At 56.5% G+C, this 16,846-nt stretch carries 19 protein-coding genes, 1 tRNA gene and 1 rRNA gene; 12 read left to right on the top strand and 9 right to left on the bottom strand.

What is annotated here, in order from left to right; genetic code table 11:
* Positions 1-2 precede the first annotated feature (2 nt).
* Positions 3-740, bottom strand: a complete 738-nt coding sequence (gene minC, locus IEW65_RS00105; RefSeq protein WP_188637501.1) for a septum site-determining protein MinC — start codon at positions 738-740, stop codon at positions 3-5.
* Between the two features lie 181 nt (positions 741-921).
* Between minC and IEW65_RS00100 the strand changes: the two genes are divergently transcribed.
* On the top strand, positions 922-3,729 hold the full coding sequence (locus IEW65_RS00100; RefSeq protein WP_188637500.1) for a DUF349 domain-containing protein: 2,808 nt from the start codon (positions 922-924) through the stop codon (positions 3,727-3,729).
* A 112-nt stretch (positions 3,730-3,841) separates the two neighbouring features.
* Here IEW65_RS00100 and phbB read toward each other — a convergent pair whose 3' ends face one another.
* A complete protein-coding gene (gene phbB / locus IEW65_RS00095) occupies positions 3,842-4,588 on the bottom strand; it encodes an acetoacetyl-CoA reductase (protein WP_188637499.1) in 747 nt (248 codons plus the stop codon).
* A gap of 276 nt (positions 4,589-4,864) precedes the next feature.
* Here phbB and IEW65_RS00090 point away from each other — a divergent pair.
* Positions 4,865-4,941 (top strand) — tRNA-Met (locus IEW65_RS00090).
* A 428-nt stretch (positions 4,942-5,369) separates the two neighbouring features.
* Complete coding sequence (locus IEW65_RS00085; RefSeq protein ID WP_188637498.1) at positions 5,370-6,314, top strand: tetratricopeptide repeat protein; 945 nt, start codon at positions 5,370-5,372, stop codon at positions 6,312-6,314.
* A gap of 14 nt (positions 6,315-6,328) precedes the next feature.
* Here IEW65_RS00085 and IEW65_RS00080 read toward each other — a convergent pair whose 3' ends face one another.
* Positions 6,329-7,492 (bottom strand): MalY/PatB family protein, encoded by a 1,164-nt coding sequence (locus IEW65_RS00080; protein ID WP_188637497.1) that lies wholly within the window; start codon positions 7,490-7,492, stop codon positions 6,329-6,331.
* A gap of 39 nt (positions 7,493-7,531) precedes the next feature.
* Between IEW65_RS00080 and IEW65_RS00075 the strand changes: the two genes are divergently transcribed.
* Positions 7,532-7,963 (top strand): hypothetical protein, encoded by a 432-nt coding sequence (locus IEW65_RS00075; RefSeq protein WP_188637496.1) that lies wholly within the window; start codon positions 7,532-7,534, stop codon positions 7,961-7,963.
* Positions 7,964-7,966: 3 nt separating this feature from the next.
* Here the strand turns inward: IEW65_RS00075 and IEW65_RS00070 are convergent, their stop codons facing one another.
* A complete protein-coding gene (locus tag IEW65_RS00070) occupies positions 7,967-8,326 on the bottom strand; it encodes a hypothetical protein (RefSeq protein ID WP_188637495.1) in 360 nt (119 codons plus the stop codon).
* A gap of 130 nt (positions 8,327-8,456) precedes the next feature.
* Between IEW65_RS00070 and IEW65_RS00065 the strand changes: the two genes are divergently transcribed.
* The 5 genes from IEW65_RS00065 (at position 8,457) to IEW65_RS00045 (ending at position 11,218) form a co-directional block, all read left to right on the top strand.
* Positions 8,457-9,263, top strand: a complete 807-nt coding sequence (locus IEW65_RS00065; protein ID WP_188637494.1) for a hypothetical protein — start codon at positions 8,457-8,459, stop codon at positions 9,261-9,263.
* 70 nt (positions 9,264-9,333) lie between these two features.
* On the top strand, positions 9,334-9,741 hold the full coding sequence (locus IEW65_RS00060; RefSeq protein WP_188637493.1) for an acyl-CoA thioesterase: 408 nt from the start codon (positions 9,334-9,336) through the stop codon (positions 9,739-9,741).
* A gap of 36 nt (positions 9,742-9,777) precedes the next feature.
* Complete coding sequence (locus IEW65_RS00055) at positions 9,778-10,080, top strand: hypothetical protein (RefSeq protein ID WP_188637492.1); 303 nt, start codon at positions 9,778-9,780, stop codon at positions 10,078-10,080.
* A gap of 12 nt (positions 10,081-10,092) precedes the next feature.
* Positions 10,093-10,614, top strand: a complete 522-nt coding sequence (locus IEW65_RS00050; protein WP_188637491.1) for a DUF501 domain-containing protein — start codon at positions 10,093-10,095, stop codon at positions 10,612-10,614.
* A 58-nt stretch (positions 10,615-10,672) separates the two neighbouring features.
* On the top strand, positions 10,673-11,218 hold the full coding sequence (locus tag IEW65_RS00045; RefSeq protein WP_188637490.1) for an LOG family protein: 546 nt from the start codon (positions 10,673-10,675) through the stop codon (positions 11,216-11,218).
* A gap of 22 nt (positions 11,219-11,240) precedes the next feature.
* On the opposite strand, the gene IEW65_RS00040 is transcribed toward IEW65_RS00045, so the two are convergent.
* Positions 11,241-11,747 carry a hypothetical protein gene (locus IEW65_RS00040; protein WP_188637489.1) on the bottom strand — a complete coding sequence of 169 codons (507 nt, stop codon included), beginning with the start codon at positions 11,745-11,747 and terminating at the stop codon, positions 11,241-11,243.
* A 38-nt stretch (positions 11,748-11,785) separates the two neighbouring features.
* Positions 11,786-12,280: a tetratricopeptide repeat protein gene (locus tag IEW65_RS00035; protein ID WP_188637488.1), complete on the bottom strand. Its 495-nt coding sequence runs from the start codon at positions 12,278-12,280 to the stop codon at positions 11,786-11,788.
* Positions 12,281-12,529: 249 nt separating this feature from the next.
* Between IEW65_RS00035 and IEW65_RS00030 the strand changes: the two genes are divergently transcribed.
* Both IEW65_RS00030 and yaaA read left to right on the top strand, forming a co-directional pair.
* Entirely contained in the window at positions 12,530-13,561 is a 1,032-nt protein-coding gene (locus IEW65_RS00030; protein ID WP_188637487.1) for an NADP(H)-dependent aldo-keto reductase, read from the top strand.
* Positions 13,562-13,656: 95 nt separating this feature from the next.
* Positions 13,657-14,436, top strand: a complete 780-nt coding sequence (gene yaaA, locus IEW65_RS00025) for a peroxide stress protein YaaA (RefSeq protein WP_188637486.1) — start codon at positions 13,657-13,659, stop codon at positions 14,434-14,436.
* Between the two features lie 2 nt (positions 14,437-14,438).
* Here the strand turns inward: yaaA and IEW65_RS00020 are convergent, their stop codons facing one another.
* Positions 14,439-15,014 carry an isochorismatase family protein gene (locus IEW65_RS00020; RefSeq protein ID WP_188637485.1) on the bottom strand — a complete coding sequence of 192 codons (576 nt, stop codon included), beginning with the start codon at positions 15,012-15,014 and terminating at the stop codon, positions 14,439-14,441.
* Positions 15,015-15,155: 141 nt separating this feature from the next.
* Here IEW65_RS00020 and IEW65_RS00015 point away from each other — a divergent pair, with 141 nt between their 5' ends.
* Positions 15,156-16,013, top strand: coding sequence for a Tim44 domain-containing protein (locus IEW65_RS00015; RefSeq protein ID WP_188637484.1), 858 nt, complete (start codon positions 15,156-15,158; stop codon positions 16,011-16,013).
* Positions 16,014-16,110: 97 nt separating this feature from the next.
* Here the strand turns inward: IEW65_RS00015 and IEW65_RS00010 are convergent, their stop codons facing one another.
* Both IEW65_RS00010 and rrf read right to left on the bottom strand, forming a co-directional pair.
* Positions 16,111-16,299 carry a hypothetical protein gene (locus IEW65_RS00010; protein ID WP_188637483.1) on the bottom strand — a complete coding sequence of 63 codons (189 nt, stop codon included), beginning with the start codon at positions 16,297-16,299 and terminating at the stop codon, positions 16,111-16,113.
* Between the two features lie 268 nt (positions 16,300-16,567).
* Positions 16,568-16,683 (bottom strand): 5S ribosomal RNA (gene rrf, locus IEW65_RS00005).
* Positions 16,684-16,846: the final 163 nt, after the last annotated feature.

Below are 16,846 nucleotides of genomic sequence, written 5' to 3'. Positions count from 1 at the left end.
GCTTATCCCAGCGGCTTAATGTCTAACTGCTCTTTGATAAAATGAACCTCTGCAGCTCGCCCTAAAAGCTGCGAGTCGATATCTTCCAGACGCTTATAGTTACCCGCGACAGAAAGAAGTTCGGCTTCTAATTCGCGGCAGTAAATCCCCGCGTTGGTATTGCCATGAATACCCGCGAGCGCGCGCCCACGCAGCGCCCCGTAAACATGAATGCTGCCTGCCGCAAGCACTTCAGCCCCTGCGTTCACCGCGCCAATGACAATCAAGTCGCCTTCTGACGCGCTCACCTGCTGGCCTGAACGCACGGTCCCCCGATAAAGCCGTGTTGCAGCAACGTCTGAGACAGCCGACGCATTAACGTCCTCTTCTGGTTCGACGAACGGGGCCACGCTTTCCAGCGCCCGCGCCCGGCCTTCTTCTACCGGTGCGAACCAACCAAGCCCTAACGCCCATGCCGACTGACGAATAGGCTCTGCACCGCCGCGCACGGCCACGGGCAACAGCTTATGGTCGCGACAAACCGCACAAATTCGCTCTAAGGCAAGATGTGGCTCATCGAGTTTTTCCACGCTAAGCACAACGGGTGTATGCTGAAAGAACGCGGGAGATTGCGACAGTTTGCCAGCAAGCTGCCGCCGGATACGCTCCGGGTCAGCGCTCGTCAACTCCATGACGGTCATCGGCAGCATGCCGCCCTTGAAGGTGAAGGCTACGTCGGCACTGTTGGCGTTGAGGCTCATGGCCGAACTCCATGTCATGTTCAGGTAAGATAAGAGTAGCGCAATCTCGCGCCTTGCGTTGTGACTCGCTGGAAAACTCACAGCGCTACGGCAAAGCTAAGCGACAGCGACGAGGACTGCAACCGCCTGCTCATCGATGTCTAATTTTTTTCACGTTACGCACCTCTTAGCAGGATGATCCATGCACGGACTGTTACGACGCCTGTTCGCTCCTCGGTGGCAACACCCCGATCCCGAGGTGCGCCGCAAGGCACTTCAGCAGCTTGACCCGCAACAAACAGAGCAGCGTGAGGCCTTAATGGCCCTCGCTAACGATAGCGACAGTGGCATTCAATTAGCCGCCCTCCTCGCCCTTGACGACCTCAACGGCCTGCTCGCCGCCTATCCCCAGCACGCTCAGGACGAAGCGTGGTTCAACGCGCTTTGCCAACGCATCACGGGAGTAGAAGGCCATGTGGATTTGCAGCAGCGCCAAGCGTGTGCGTCGACACTCACCGATCAGCGCCTGCTCAACGCTATTGCTATGCAGGGTGACAACCTAGGTCTGCGGCTCGTTGCTTTAGAGCGCCTGACGGATGAGGAAGACCTCGTTCAACAGGCATGTCATAACAGCGTCGCGGCGGTGCGTCATCAAGCGGCAGAGCGAGTGAACGATGAAGAGCAGCTAAAGCGACTGCTGCGAGAAGCACGTCGTGACCGCCAGGTCGTTCGCTTCGCTAAAGAGAAGCTTACGCAGCTGCGTAACGATGCCCAGTGGCTAACAGATCAACAGGCCCAGCGTGAGCATCTGCTGGCCCAGCTAGAGCAGCATGCCAGAGCTCCTTGGGAGCCGCTTTACGGCGGACGCTTCCGCCACTTAGAGCGCGAGTGGCAACAGCTGAGCCACCCGCCTAGCGTCAGCCAGGAGCAGCGCTTCCACCAAGCCGTGCTGAGCTGCCGAAAAACGCTCCACGACCACGAAACTCAAGAGCAGGCGCGCCAGCAGAGCCTTGCCCGTCGCGCAGAGGCAGAAAATACCCGCGACCAGCTTCTGGAAGGGTTAGAAGAGACCCTAGAAGGACTGACCCACGCCAGCGAGCTCACCGCTCAAGATATTGATAGCCTGCGCGCTCAGCGCCAGCTACTGGGCCAGCGCTGGCAGTCACTGTCGGATCTTCATCCGCCTAACGAGACTACCCAGAAACGCTATAGCCAGGCGCTAAAACAGTACGAGCAAAGCATGGAGGCCTGGCAGCGCTGGCAAGCAGTGAGCCCTGCGGTAGAACACGCGTTAGTGAACAACGCTCACGATGAGCTGGCAGAGCACGTCGCAACATGCCAATGGCCAGCCACTCTGAGCCCCCCGGCCTTACTTGTCCAAGCACAGAAGCAGCTTGCCGCGCAGCAGACAGCCCCACCGCCGTCTGGGCTTTCGCTGAACGCTATGACGGCTGAGCTGGACAACTTTGAACACCTACTGGAACGCGGCGCGTTTAAAAGCGCCAGCCGCCTGCACCAGCGATTAAAGCCCTCGATTGAGGCTCTGACTGGCAACGATGCAAAGCCGTTAAAAAGCCGCTTAAAGCATCTAGGTGCACGGCTTGCTGAGCTGCGCGACTGGCGCGGCTTTGTAGCGGGCCCTAAACGTGAACAGCTCTGCGCCAGCATCGACGCCTTGGCCGACGATCAGCATATGGCGGAGTCAGCGCTGGACCGCCACCATCGTCAGCTGGTGAAAGAGTGGAAAGCGCTAGGCGATGCGGCGGCTAACCGAGAGCAGTCCGCCCGTTTTCGCGCGGCGTCTGACCGGATTCATGAACGCCTTGCTCCCTGGCGCGCGCAGCTAGACCAAGAACGGGAAGCCAACCTGCATGGCCGCGAAGCGCTCTGCGAACAGCTGGAAACGCTGCTTTCTCAGCCCGCAGAAGACGCCGACCCGGATGTACTGCGGGAAATTCGTGACAAGGCTCGCCACCAGTGGCGCCATTACTCGCCGGTACCTAGAGAGCACTCTGAAGCCATCGGCCGCCGCTTTGGCGCTATTCGTCATCGGCTGCAGGCGCTCATCGACCAGCGCGCGGAGCAAATCGCCGCGCACAAACGCGCCCTGATAGAGCAGGTTCAGGCACTGCAAAGCGATACTGAGCAGCCGCTGGCCGCACGTATTACGCGTACCAAGCAGCTACAGCAGGAGTGGCGCTCGCTAGGCCGAGCCCCCAAAGGGGAGGAGCAGGCACTGTGGAAAAGCTTCCGTAGCGCCTGTGATCAGCTGTTTGCCCAGCGTGATGCTCAAAAACATGAGCAAGCGACACGTCAGCAACAGACCCTTGAACAGCTGCAGACAATCATCGATGAAATGGAAGGCTGGCAACCGTCTCACGCCCATGAATCAGCGCAGTTGGAGACCTACCTTGCCAGCATCAACCAGCTAGAGCCGCTGCCCCGCAACCGCCGTAGCGAAGGCATGCAGCGCCGTCTTAGCGGCATTGTTCGCGCCAAGCGTGAACGCTTAAGCCGTCTGGACATTGTGAGTAAAGTGCAGCAGTGGCATGCGTTATTACCGCTCGTCAATGCACATTTAGAGGCTGACCAGCGGGCGCTTAATGGCGAAGGCATACAGGAGGTAGAGATCCCTAACGAGATAACTACGCATCTGTCTACGGCATTTAATGAGGCGCACCAGCAACGCAATCATGCGCGCCTGTCGGCTACCCTGCCTCTTCTTGATGAGCAACAACGTGCCTTAGAAGAGCAGCTGGCACGCCTAAGGGTTCACCTCTCTCTACTAGCACTAGGCAGCGTTAAGCAGCGTGACGAGCCACTCCGGCTTGCCATACAAGTCGAGCGTTTAAACAGTGGCCTGCATACTGAGCGCAGCAAAACCGATGAGCTGGATGAGGTACTGGTGGCACTGTTGGCGCTGGGGCCAATGCCCTACCGTTTATGGCAGCAGGAAGTTAACGAGCTAGACAATCTGCTAGGCCGCTTAGCGCGACCACCCCAACCCTAGCCGCTAACGCACTGGCGGAGCATCGCAACCGCCAAATCGCAAACGGGAGGCATATCGCCTCCCGTTTTCGCTCTCTTTCTTGTGAAAAGATCGCGTATTCTGCCCAAAAGGCTTAGCCCATAAATTGGCCGCCGTTAATGTCGATATTGGCACCCGTAATAAAGCCAGACTCTTTGTCGGCCAAGAAGGTAACCAAACGGCCAATCTCTTCTGGCGTACCGTAGCGTTTGACCGGAATCGTTTCACGAATCGCTTCGCGCACCTGCTCCGGAATTTTCATAATCATATCGGTGGCAATATAACCAGGCGAGACGGTATTAACGGTAATGCCTTTCGTGGCCGTTTCCTGCGCCAGCGACATGGTTAACCCGTGCATGCCCGCTTTAGCCGCCGCATAGTTCACTTGGCCAAACTGACCTTTACGACCGTTGATGGATGAAATATTGATGATGCGTCCGTAGCCACCCTCCAGCATCATTTCAATCACGCTGCGGCACGTATTGAAAACGCTGTTCAGGTTAGTATCAATGACTTGATACCACTGCTCGTACGACATCTTTTTCATGGTGCCGTCGCGGGTGATGCCTGCACAATTCACCAGCACGCTGATCGGCCCATGTTTTTCATGGATCTCGCGGGCACCTTCGATACAGGCGTTATGGTCGGACAGATCAACACCCGATAGTGCGATGTTGTCGTAGCCGTCGGCTTGCTGGGTTTCCAGCCAGGTTTTGGCTTTGTCAGGGTTGTGATACCCCGCCACTACCAAATAACCCGCATCCGCCAACGAACGGCAAATTGCCGTTCCGATTCCACCAGTTCCACCAGTTACCCAGGCGACGGGGGCTTGATTGGCCATTGACTACCTCCCTGATATGACAAATGGCTTGGACTTTAAGCACTGTTATGGCGTCGCAAGCCATTCTGAATAAGCGCTTTCACGCTTCTTTCACTCACAGCACGCCGCTTGTTTTATTGGGCGACACACCGACAGTACGCTTTTTGTTATGCCTATTGGAAGCATAGCTTTACTCTCTCAATGTTGCAGCACGATGAAGATGACTACCAGCAAGGAAGCGTTTTATATTAAGGGTTGACTTAGCGTCAAAAATACGTAGAATACGCCTCACGTTGATGCGGGGTGGAGCAGTCTGGTAGCTCGTCGGGCTCATAACCCGAAGGTCATCGGTTCAAATCCGGTCCCCGCTACCAAACATAGAAAAAGCCGATTCTTTAGAGAATCGGCTTTTTTGTGCGTATACAGTAGGCAGTGCTGGGGGGAAGCAGCTCGTCGGGCTCAGCTCTTCATCACCCCAGGAAGGTCATCGGCTCAAATCCGGTCCCCGCTACCAAACATAGAAAAAGCCGATTCTTTAGGGAATCGGTTTTTTTGTGCATATATGATAGGCAGTGCTGGGGGAAGCAGCTCGTCGGGCTCAGCTCTTTATCACCCCAGGAAGGTCATCGACTCAAGTCCGGTCCCCGCCACCAAACATAGAAAAAGCCGATTCTTTAGGGAATCGGCTTTTTTGTGGGCGTTCGTCAGGCTCGGTGCTTTATTTCCCACACGTTCCTTGAATCCCTGCGGGGTTGCCTGCATATCATGGAGTAACCTTTTTTATGCGATGCAGAGTTTACCCATGTCCATTATTGATCCCCGTACCGGCAACCCCATGACTGCCGACCCGGCTGCGAGCAGTAACGCGCCAGCCGGTGGCGAGCGCCCTAGCGTGACTCGAGAAGAGGTCGTTATTGAGCTCAACGCAGGTAATATTCAGCAGGTACTGGAAGCCTCTATGCAGGTGCCGGTGCTGATGGACTGCTGGGCTCCCTGGTGTGAGCCGTGCAAGAACCTGATGCCGGTGCTTGAGAAACTGGCGGTGGAGTACGCCGGTGCCTTCTTGCTGGCAACGCTGGATGTGGAAGCCAACCCAGAGATCGCCGGGCAGTTGGGCGTGCGCTCAGTGCCAGACGTGAAGCTCATTAGCCAAGGCGGCTTAGTAGATAGCTTCCAGGGCGCACTGCCGGAAAAAGAAGTGCGCGAGTGGTTGAACCGCTACTTCCCTGCGCCTGGTGACGTGCCGCCTAGCCCTGAAGAGCAGGCGGAAGAAGCCTTGAGCGCCGGCGATGCCGCAGGCGCGCGAGAGATTTATCAAACGCTGATCGGCCAATACCCCGAACACTACGCTTACCAAATTGGCTTAGCCAAAACGCTGGTCGCTGAAGGGCGCGGTGACGATGCGCGCAGCGTGCTGGACAATTTACCGCCAGAGGAGCGCGATGCCGCGCCTGCTCGCGGCGTCCGCGCCAGTATCGAATTCAGCGAACAGGCGCTCTCTGTTGAAGAGATTGCCGCGCTGGGTGATCGCACCGACAGCGAAGCCCAGTATCAGCGTGCGCTACGCCAAGTGGCCGATAGCCAGTACGACGCTGGCCTGGAGGCCTTGTTGGCGCTAATGAAGCAGGACCGCGCCTACAACGACGACGCAGCCCGCAAAACGCTGCTACAGGTATTCGATGCGCTAGGGGCAGACCATCCTCTGACCGTCACCTACCGCCGTAAGCTGTTTGCCCTGCTCTACTAGCACCACCGCCTATCTTACGCTTTTAACAGCGTATCCAGCCGTTCCAACGCCGCTTCCAATTGGGAAGCGGTGGTTCCAAAGTTCAAGCGCACAAAGCCCGGGCAGCCAAACGCAGCCCCGTCGGATAGCGCAACGCCCGCCTGTTCTAACAGCGTCTTTGCCGGGGACTCTCCCAGCCCTGCTTCCCGCATATCCAGCCATGCTAAATAGGTCGACTCTGGCGCGCTAAGCGACACGCCGGGCCACGTAGCCACACGCTCTTCCAACACTCTACGGTGGCTGCACAGCACCTCTAACAGCGCCTGACGCCAAGGTTCGCCGTCACGGTAAGCGGCCTCAGCGGCAACTAAGCCCAGCACGTTGCCATCTGGCAGAAAGCCTTTGGTGGCGGCGGCAAAGCGTTGGCGAAGCGTAGCATCGGGAATCACGGCACAGGCGCTGGTGAGCCCGGCTAAGTTGAAGGTTTTCGACGGTGCCCACAGGGTGATCGTGCGTTTGGCTAGCTCAGGAAACATGGCCGCCAAGGGCTGGTGGCGCGCCCCTTCATCCAGCAGCAAATCACAGTGCAGCTCATCGGAAACCACCCATAAGTCATGTCGCTCAACCGTGGCGGCCAGCTGTTCTAGCTCGCGGGACGTCCAGACGCGACCGGTAGGATTATGCGGATGGCACCAGAGCAGTAGCCGCGTTTGTGGCGTAATGGCCGCCTCCAGTGCAGCGATATCCAGCTGCCAAGGCTCGCCAGGGGCCGCTGGCTCGGCTAACATCGCCTGCTGCGCTAAACGCCCAGTGCGCTCGGCTACGGCCAAAAACGGCGGATAAATGGGCGCAATGGTGAGCACGCCCTCTCCCGGCTGGGTCAACGCCATGGCAGCAAAGTGAAGCGCGGGCACCACGCCCGGCAGCCACTGCTGCCATTCAGGCTCAATGGGCCACGCATAGTGGCGGGCACTCCACTGGCACAGAGCATCGGTAAGCGAGGCGGGCACTTCTCCGTAACCGTAAACGCCGTGGGCCACCCGCCGCTGAAGCGCATCGATCACCGCAGGCGGCGATTGGAAATCCATATCGGCGACCCATAACGGCAGCACATCCGCCGCATAGCGGTGCCATTTTTGAGAGGCGTAATGTCCTTCTGGGGCGCGCCGCTCAACGGGCGTGGCAAAATCAAACGCCATGACAAATCTCACTTATTTCCACGGGAGTAGACACTGAGCATGCCGCAAGATGACTTTTATACCAAGATGCGCGCGGGCCTATCGGCGCTGTTGCGGCAGTGGCGCTCGTTAGGGCAAGCCGATGCCGACCAGCTCGCGCTGATTTTAGCCGAAACCGCCCGAGTGGCGAAGCTCGGCACGCCCGATGCCACGCCCAGCGGTGCCACGCTAGAGCAGTGGAGCCAGGACCAGCAGGGCGAGATGCCGCTATGGGCACCGCGCACTGCCGTCTTCCTGCTGAATCAGATGCCCGCCAGGCCAACGCCGCAAAGCGATGAAGAGGCGTGCGCCTGGGCGTACTGCTGGCTGCGTAACCGCTCGTTTGACTCCCTCGACGCTGCCCAGGCCGCCTTGCCTGCCCACTTAGCAGCCCCCCTCGCTGACGCACTGGAAGCCGCGTGGCGTGACCAGCAAGGGCTGCGACTAGTGTGAGATTTAGTGCCGTTTGCGCACCGGTGATTTCGGCTTGAAGCCAGGCGGCTTCGTCGCCAGCCAGTCGACAAAAGCGCGGATGTCCGCATCCGCCATCAGCGCCTCTATTGTGGTAAACCGGTCCGCGAGTTCACGCTCGCTATATAAGCGATGAATATGCTTATGGCAGGGGTGGCAGAGCCACACAATCGCGGTTAAGCGCTCTTCGCGGCTGTGGCGCTTTTGATAGCGCGGCTTGTTATGCAGCGTTCTGGGGATGAGGTGATGTTTGGTCAGCGGTGACTCCCGCTGGCAAAGTTCACAGCCGTTGGGTTTAGGGGGTGGGGAGAGCGCATGGGCGCCTGAGTCTGACGAAGGGGTCACGATAAAATGCCTCAACGACTAAACGGTGATAAAGGCTGATTGCGCTGCCTGTCAGTAGCGTCTTTTTAGCAGCGCCTTTTTTGGCAGCATCATGATAGTAACCACATAATAAAGGTAAGGAAAACGCCTCATGGTAGACGTTCCGCTCACGTGGCAACTGGCAAAGCTTGGCCTCTCTATCAGTATGGTGCTTGGCTTAGGCACTATTGCTGTCCGCGCAAGCCCTCGCGTTGCAGGGCTTTTGTCAGGCTACCCCTTGGGTACTGCGCTGGCGCTGTTTTTCATCGGTTTAGAGATATCGCCCACCTTTGCCACTCAAAGCGCGGTGCACACGCTGGCCGGGTTTACCGCCACCATGGCGCTAGGGGCAGGTTATTTACTGACCGGCCGACAGCCTGGCGTTAAAGGCATCGTGAGCGGCGTGCTAGGCGGTTTTGCCGCGTGGCTGGCGGTCAGCACCCTGCTAGCACAGTTCAACTTTACTCGCCTTAGCGGCACGCTGGTTACCCTGTGCGCGATTGTGGTGTTTAGCTGGCTGTTCCGGCGTATCCCCGATGTCAAAAGCACGGCGAGTCGCGCCTTTTCATGGCCAGCGCTCGCGGCACGCGCTGGGCTTGCCACGGTGATTATTTTTGCCATTACCCGTATTGCCCACTGGCTGCCCCCTGAGTGGGCAGGCACGCTGGCCGCGTTCCCTGTCACCATGCTGCCGTTTTTGCTCATTCTGCATTTCAGCCATGGTCATGCCCCCGTGGCAACGGTCATTAAGCATTACCCTATGGGCCTTGGTTCGCTATTGAGCTACACCCTGTGCGTTTCGTATACCTACAGCACGCTAGGGCTTCTATGGGGAACGCTAGCGGGCTTTCTCGCCGCCACCCTGTGGCTACTGGGCTGGATGCAGCTAACCGCTTGGTATCAGCGCCGTAACGCTTGACCAAGCGCTCGCTTGGGTTAATTCTGAAGCAGGTCTCATACCGTTAACCGCCAATAATAAGGAGAGCGCCATGTTCACTCGCACCATTGAGCCTGCTTTTTACGATACCGATGCATTAGGCCATATTAACAATACTCGCCTACCGGCATGGTTTGAGCTGGCGCGTAACGACCTGTTCAAACTCTTCACGCCCGACCTTAACCCCAAACAGTGGCGCTTGATCATGGCGCGCATGGAAGTGGATTACCGCGCTGAACTGTTTTACGGCCACGATATCGAAATCCGTACCTATTTAACGCGCCTAGGCAACAGCTCGTTTACGGTCACCCAAGAAGCGCGGCAGCATGGTACGCTAACCAACCTAGGGCATACGGTGATGGTGCAGTACGACCATCAAGAAAAGCGAGCCGTGCCTATTGAAGGCGCGCTACGCGATGCGCTTGAAGCGCATTTGGACACCGCAAACGCCCCGGCTTAATATTTCCCCGCCTAGCGGGGCATTCCAGGAGCACCCATGGCTATCCGCTATAATCTCTGGATTGATCCTGACAACACGGCGCAGCACCGCGCCGTGGAAGCTGACCTTGAGCGCTACTTTATTGAGCGCTTCGCCGATTACCCTCATATCCGCTTGTTCGGCGCAGACCCCTACGATTATGATGCCCCGTTCAATCGACTTTACGACGTGCTGATGGCCCGCGCGGCCGAGTACTGCGAGGAGAAATGGCGCTACGTAGCGTCTCCTGAGCAGCTCAACCGCTGCTTCTTCCGGGCCGTTGGCCGCTCGACTAAATTTGTTCAAGACGACCGAAAGTGAGACTTCTACGCAATGGTAATTCGTACCGACCAAGCACCCGACGAACGCCAACTGGCGATTATCACCCAACAGCTCGGGCGAGCACCTCGCGGTATTGAAGCCGTTGCAGCCACAGATGCTAACGGCACGCCGTTAGTGTTACGCATGGCCCCCATTGTGGATGGCAAGCCTTTTCCTACGCTCTACTGGCTCTGCTCTGACCTGCTGAAAGTCGAAATTTCCCGCATTGAAGCCGTGGGCGTCATCAAGTCGCTGGAACAGCGCTTGCAAGAAGAGCCTGATTTTCTCGCCGCTTACCAGCAGAGCCACCACGACTATGTCGCTGCCCGCTGGCGCTTTATGAGCGATGCCCAGCGCGAAGAAGTGGCACGGTTAGGCTATACCGATGTGCTCACTGAACGCGGTGTTGGTGGCATCAGTAACTGGCAACAGGTGCGCTGCCTACATACTCAGTACGCCCACCATCTGTGCGGTAACAATGTGATTGGACAGTGGATGGACGAACACTACGACGTACAGCGCTGCCTGGGCTAAATGGCCCCGCTCAGCCACTCGCTGACCTCTTACTCTTCTGCGATAAGGACGCCCCACCATGTCACGTATTTGTGTTTACCTCGGTTCTCGTGAAGGCAACAGCCCAGCATTTCGCCAAGCCGCCCATACGCTTGGCACTACCCTTGGGCAGCGAGGCCATACCTTGGTATACGGGGGCGCGCGCATCGGGCTCATGGGTGAGCTGGCCAATGCGACACTTGCTGCAGGCGGTCACGTGATCGGCGTTATGCCCGTCCACTTGGTAGAGCGTGAACAAGCACATTTTGGCTTAACAGAGCTGATTCGCGTGCCCAATATGCATGAACGTAAAGCCACCATGGCAGCGAATGCCGACGCCTTTATTGCCCTGCCCGGCGGCATTGGCACTTTTGAAGAGCTGTTTGAGATCTGGACCTGGGGCTACTTAGGATTGCATAACAAGCCGATGGGATTACTGGATACCGATGGTTTTTACGCCCCGCTGCTGGCGTTTTTAGACAGCACTGTTAACCACGGCTTTCTTGCCCAAACAACACGCGATATGCTGCTCGACGCCTCGACGCCAGTGCTTTTGTTAGATGCACTGGAAGCCCAACTGGGTTAATGCTCAGACTGATGTATACGTATCAGATTTTGGCGGTCAGCGTGCGAGTGCGCTGATAGGTAAGCTGAAGCAAGCGGGCATCTTCCCCGGCACGATGGCGGTGGATGCCACGCTCGGCCACCATGGCCTCTTTGGTATCGCTCCAAAGCGCCTGCTGCTCTTCACTAAGAAGGATGCGCAATGCCTCCAGACGAAAGCGTGGCAGCATACCGGCGTGGTGAAACAGTAACGAGAGCCAAGTATTATCGTATCCCCAGCTATCGCTATAAGCCTTACCCAGCTCCCGTAATTCATCATTGAGCCACTGTGCGACTTGCCGCACCGGATAGCCCTCTTTTATCAGCCGATCACGGGAGATTCCGTGCAGAAGCTCTGCTTTTGGATCCCAGTGGACCCACTCCTCTAACGGCTGAATAAGAAACGCACAGCAGCTACCGTCGGCACGGGCGATGCCCACTTCAATCGGGTAGCTGCCGCGCCCGAATCCGGACGCTTCAATATCTAGCACTGTGGGTAGCGTCTCGGACACTGACTTCCTCTTTTACGAATCGCAACCTGGCGTACGCATTAGGCGGCGGCCATTTCTACCACTGGCTGTCGCTCTGCCACACGCTGCCAGTAGTCGGCCTGTTCATTGTCTACCGCTAGGCCCAATTCACCTAAGCGATAGGCGCGGACTAAGCGCTCGGCAGCTAAATAGTGCCCTGCCTGCGCGGCACGAGCGTACCAAGTCACCGCATAGTCTTCACGGCGCGGGTACTGAACGCAGCCGTGCTCATGAATTTGCGCGACCTGATACTGCGACTTTACATCGCCCGCCTGGGCGGCTTCCAGCACATAGCGTGCACCACGAGCTTTATCCTGAGGAGATAAGCTGCGATGAAACAGCATATGCCCATAAATAGATTGCGCATCAGGGTGCCCCGCTTCTGCACACCGTTTAAACAGACGCATAGTAAGACGCTGCGTACGCGGTGAGCGCGGTAGTAACCAACGCGTGTGAAACAGCTGCTCGGCTAGACGAAATTCCAACCGGGTAAACAACGATGATGCCTGCGGCATGGCAAACCACCCTGCCTATCTGTTGAGACCTTCGGCTAACCATCTCACCTACAGCGACGGCTAACCATACGATAAACCGGCACTTGGCCGGTCGATGGGCTGGCAAGCATACGCCTGCCTTCGCCCCGACTCAACCCTATTGATTTGCTGCTTTTGTAGACCCTCGCTAACATGCCTTCCACATACGGTCATTGGCGGTGTTAAACACCCCTGTGACAGTCATCATTTTGCCTTAGCGAGGACACAATCATGCAAACGCGCCCACTGGGTAGAACCGGAATGGAGGTTAGTCGGCTCTGTTTAGGCACGATGACCTTCGGCGAGCAAAACAGCGAGGCCGAAGCCCACGAACAGCTCGACCGAGCTGTGGCGTTCGGTATTAACTTTATCGATACAGCCGAGATGTATCCGGTACCGCCAAAAGCGGAAACGCAAGGATTAACAGAAACTTATATCGGCAGTTGGCTAAAAGAGCGTGGCGCTCGTGACGATGTCATCATCGCCACCAAAGCGGCAGGGCCAGGATTAGATCATATTCGTGGCGGCCCTAAGATGAGCCGTGAGCACCTTCATCAGGCCATTGATACCAGCCTGGAGCGTCTGAAAACTGATTATGTCGATCTTTATCAGCTGCACTGGCCTGACCGTAACACCAACTTTTTTGGCAAGCTGGGCTATACCCACTCAGAGCAAGAAGACGCCACACCGCTTGAAGAGACGCTCTCCGCGCTTAAAGAGCTGGTGGATGCGGGCAAGATTCGCGCCGTGGGCCTTTCAAACGACACGCCTTGGGGCGTAATGCGCATGCTGCAGCTCTCTGATCAGTTGGGCTTGCCACGCGTCGCCTCTATCCAAAACCCGTATAACCTACTGAACCGTTCGTTTGAGGTGGGCTTGGCAGAGATCGCCCACCGTGAAGATGTGGGTCTGCTGGCCTACTCACCGCTAGGGTTTGGCGTGCTATCCGGCAAGTACCTCAATGGTGCCCAACCGCCCAAAGGCCGCTTGACGCTCTATGAGCGCTTTAAGCGCTACACCTCACCAGAGGCAGAAGCAGCGACCCAGGCGTACGTTAATGTGGCCAAAGAGCACGGGCTTGATCCGGCGCAGATGGCGCTGGCGTTTGTTAACTCACGCAGCTTCCTCACCAGTAACATCATTGGTGCCACGACCATGGATCAGTTGGAAAGTAACCTTGCCAGCGAGAGCCTGAAGCTGGATGAAGAGGTGTTAACCGCTATCGACGATATCCATCGCCGTATGCCCAATCCTTGCCCTTAACGGCTCCTATTACACCGATAGCCTCGGCCATTGCCGAGGCTTGATATAATCGCCTCATCGACAATTCTTTTTTGTCACGGCCCTAGGAGCACGTCATGCTGAGCGTTATTTCCCCTGCCAAAACGCTAGATTTTGAAACGCCCTCCACGACCAATCATGTTACCCAGCCCGATTTTCTCAACCATAGCCAGCCGTTGATTGATATCTTGCGCGGTTACTCGCCACAACAGCTGAGCGAGCTTATGGGTATTAGCGATAAGCTGGCAGGGCTGAATGCCGCCCGCTTTGCCGACTGGCAGCCACCCTTCTCGCTTGAAAACGCCAAGCCTGCGGTTCAGGCCTTTCAGGGGGATGTGTATACCGGGCTTGAAGCGGAAACCTTTAGCGAAGCGGATAACCAGTTCGCCCAGCAGCATTTACGTATTTTGTCAGGCCTTTATGGCTTGCTGCGTCCGCTGGATCTGATCCAGGCATACCGGCTGGAGATGGGTACTAAACTGCCAAACGAAGCAGGCAAAGACCTTTACGCTTACTGGAAGCCTACGCTCACGAAGGCACTGAACAGCGCTCTCGCGGAGAGCGGCTCGAAAGTGTTGGTCAACCTGGCGTCTAACGAGTACTTCAAAGCTGTAGATGTGAAAAAGCTGGACGCACGCGTCATCACGCCGGTCTTCAAAGATGAGAAGAACGGCACGTTCAAGATCATCAGCTTCTACGCTAAAAAAGCGCGCGGATTAATGAGCGCCTGGATTATCCAGCAACAAATCAACAACCCCGAAGCGCTCACAAGCTTCGACGTCGCCGGCTACCGTTTTGATGCCGCCGCCTCAGAAGGCGATACGCTGGTCTTCACACGCCGTGAAACGGATCGCTAATATCAGTAGAACGTGACCGCCTGAGCAGAGCGCGGCTTTAAAAAGCGCTGATGCACCTCTTTAAAGGTGGCCGTGTCGCAGCGGTAGAGCCATTCATAGGCCACCATATCCGCCGTCACCGCCACCGCGCCATTGGCACAAGCACGCTCTCGCGCAAGACGCGCTTCTTCTGGGCGGCGGCTGGCGGTGGCTTCACTTAGCCAAAACACCTCGTACCCCGCTTCCAAGAGCCCAAGCGCGCTCTGCAGCACGCAGATGTGCGCTTCAGTACCACACACCACCACCTGTTTACGTTCAAGCGCGGCGAGCGCCTGCGTAAATGGTGCTTCTTCTGTCGCACTAAAATGCAGCTTCTGCCACACCTCGTGTTGTCCTAAGCCATCCAACAGCGCTGGCGCAGTACCGCCTAGCCGTTCGGGATACTGCTCGGTCAGCCATATCGGCACCTGCAACTCACTGGCAATACCAGCCAGCCAAGCGGCCTCTTTTATAGCCGCTTCACCACCTTCAATGACGGGTAGCAAACCGGCTTGAAAGTCGATCATCAGCAATACGCTTTGAGCCTGATGTAAACGCACTTTTTGCTCCTATTTTTGTCTTTATAGTGACTACCACCATAACCCACCCAAGGCGTTACACGGTAAACTGATGCCCGACTACTTTCTATGCACTTCTTGCAGAAGTGTGAAACATCCCTGCCATCTCATTGGAGAATCAACATGTTAAGGCAATTTTTTGTCATGCTGCTAGTTAGCGTTATGGGCTTTAGCGCTGCGATAGAACACGCGGAAGCCCGTCGGCTAGGCGGTGGTAGCAATATGGGCAGCGTCTCACGCTCAGCAGACCGCCCGGCCAGCACGCCCGCACAACAGCAGGCACAAGGCACCCAACAACAGGGCGCAGGCGCAGCTACTGCTGCTCGCCGTGGTGGCATGGGTGGAATGATGGGAGGCCTGCTCGCCGGTGGTTTACTGGCAGCGCTCTTCTTCGGCGGCGCGTTTGATGAGCTGCGCATTATGGATCTGCTAGTGATGGTCGGTGTAGCTGCGCTGGCTATCTTCGCTTTCCGTGCGTTTATGCGACAGCGCCGCCCGGCGTCGGCTACTACTGCAGCAGGCTATCAGCGTGAACGTCAAGAGACGCAGCATACACCGACTAGCAACTTCACAGCAGCGCCTGGGAGCCTTGCGAGCGGTTTGCAGAGCACACCAGATTGGTTTGATAAAGAGCGCTTCCTCGGCGGTGCGAAAGAGCATTTTATGACGCTCCAACGCGCTTGGGATAATAACGATTTCAGCCAAATTCAGGAGTATGTGACCCCTGAACTCTATAACCTTCTGCGCCAAGAGCGTACCGAGCAGCCTGCTAATAACCAGACTGAGGTTGTGAAACTGTTCGCCGAACTAGGTGATATTAACGAGTATGATGGCCATGCTGAAGCTACCGTGATTTTCCACGGCGTGTTGGACGAGAACGGTGAGCAAACGGAGTTCAACGAAACGTGGCACCTGACCCGCAGCATGCGCGACCAAGCACCCTGGTACCTACAAGGCATTGAGCAAAACCCAGGCGCATAAATAAGCCCCTTAAAATGCAAAACAGCCGCTTCTTAGCGGCTGTTTTTGTATCGATACTCTATTGTCACACGGCATCAACAACAAGGATCCGGTTCGTTTAATCCTCTGCAGCCTCTTCAATATTCTCGCCCATCTCTTCTAAGCTCTCGCCTGCATTTTCCATGCTCTCATCAATGTTTTCACCTGCCTCTTCAGCAGGGCCTTGATTATCGCAGGCCGCTAAACCGCCCATCATCATGGCCATTAGTAGTGCTACTGCAAGCTTCTTCATCAACGGGGTACTCATATCGCCTCTCCTCCTGAGATGGTGCTTCAATAATAGGTACTCATCCATACTAGTTGCTCGCCACGTCTACCGCCACCACAGCCTAGTAACTCCTTGTTATTTAATTTCTTAAAACGCTTGTTTCAAGGAAGCTTTGTGCATATCGCTGTATAAATTAGAGAACGCAAAAAGCCCCGAGCACGCTGTGCACGGGGCTTGGGGAATGACGCACTTTTCTTGGGAGCAACAAAAAACCCAGCCTATTGGCTGGGTTCTTTGCAGTATAAGTGCCTGACGATGACCTACTCTCGCATGGGGAGACCCCACACTACCATCGGCGCTAAGCGGTTTCACTTCTGAGTTCGGCAAGGGATCAGGTGGTTCACGCGTGCTATGGTCGTCAGGCGTAACTTGTCATGTACATCATGCTGAATCGTGTGACGTGTTGTGTGATCGTCTCTTGTCAGCAAGCGCCTGGGCTTGCTGCTGCGTATCCGGTTCTCTGAGTGCGTTCACACTCGTCGTTATTACTGCGACCAGACCCCTTGGGTGTTATAGGGTCAAGCCT

It is taken from the genome of Vreelandella lutescens, assembly GCF_014640815.1.
Classification (GTDB): domain Bacteria; phylum Pseudomonadota; class Gammaproteobacteria; order Pseudomonadales; family Halomonadaceae; genus Vreelandella; species Vreelandella lutescens.
Note: the sequence above shows the minus strand (reverse complement) of the source record. Positions and strands in the feature narration are given on the sequence as shown.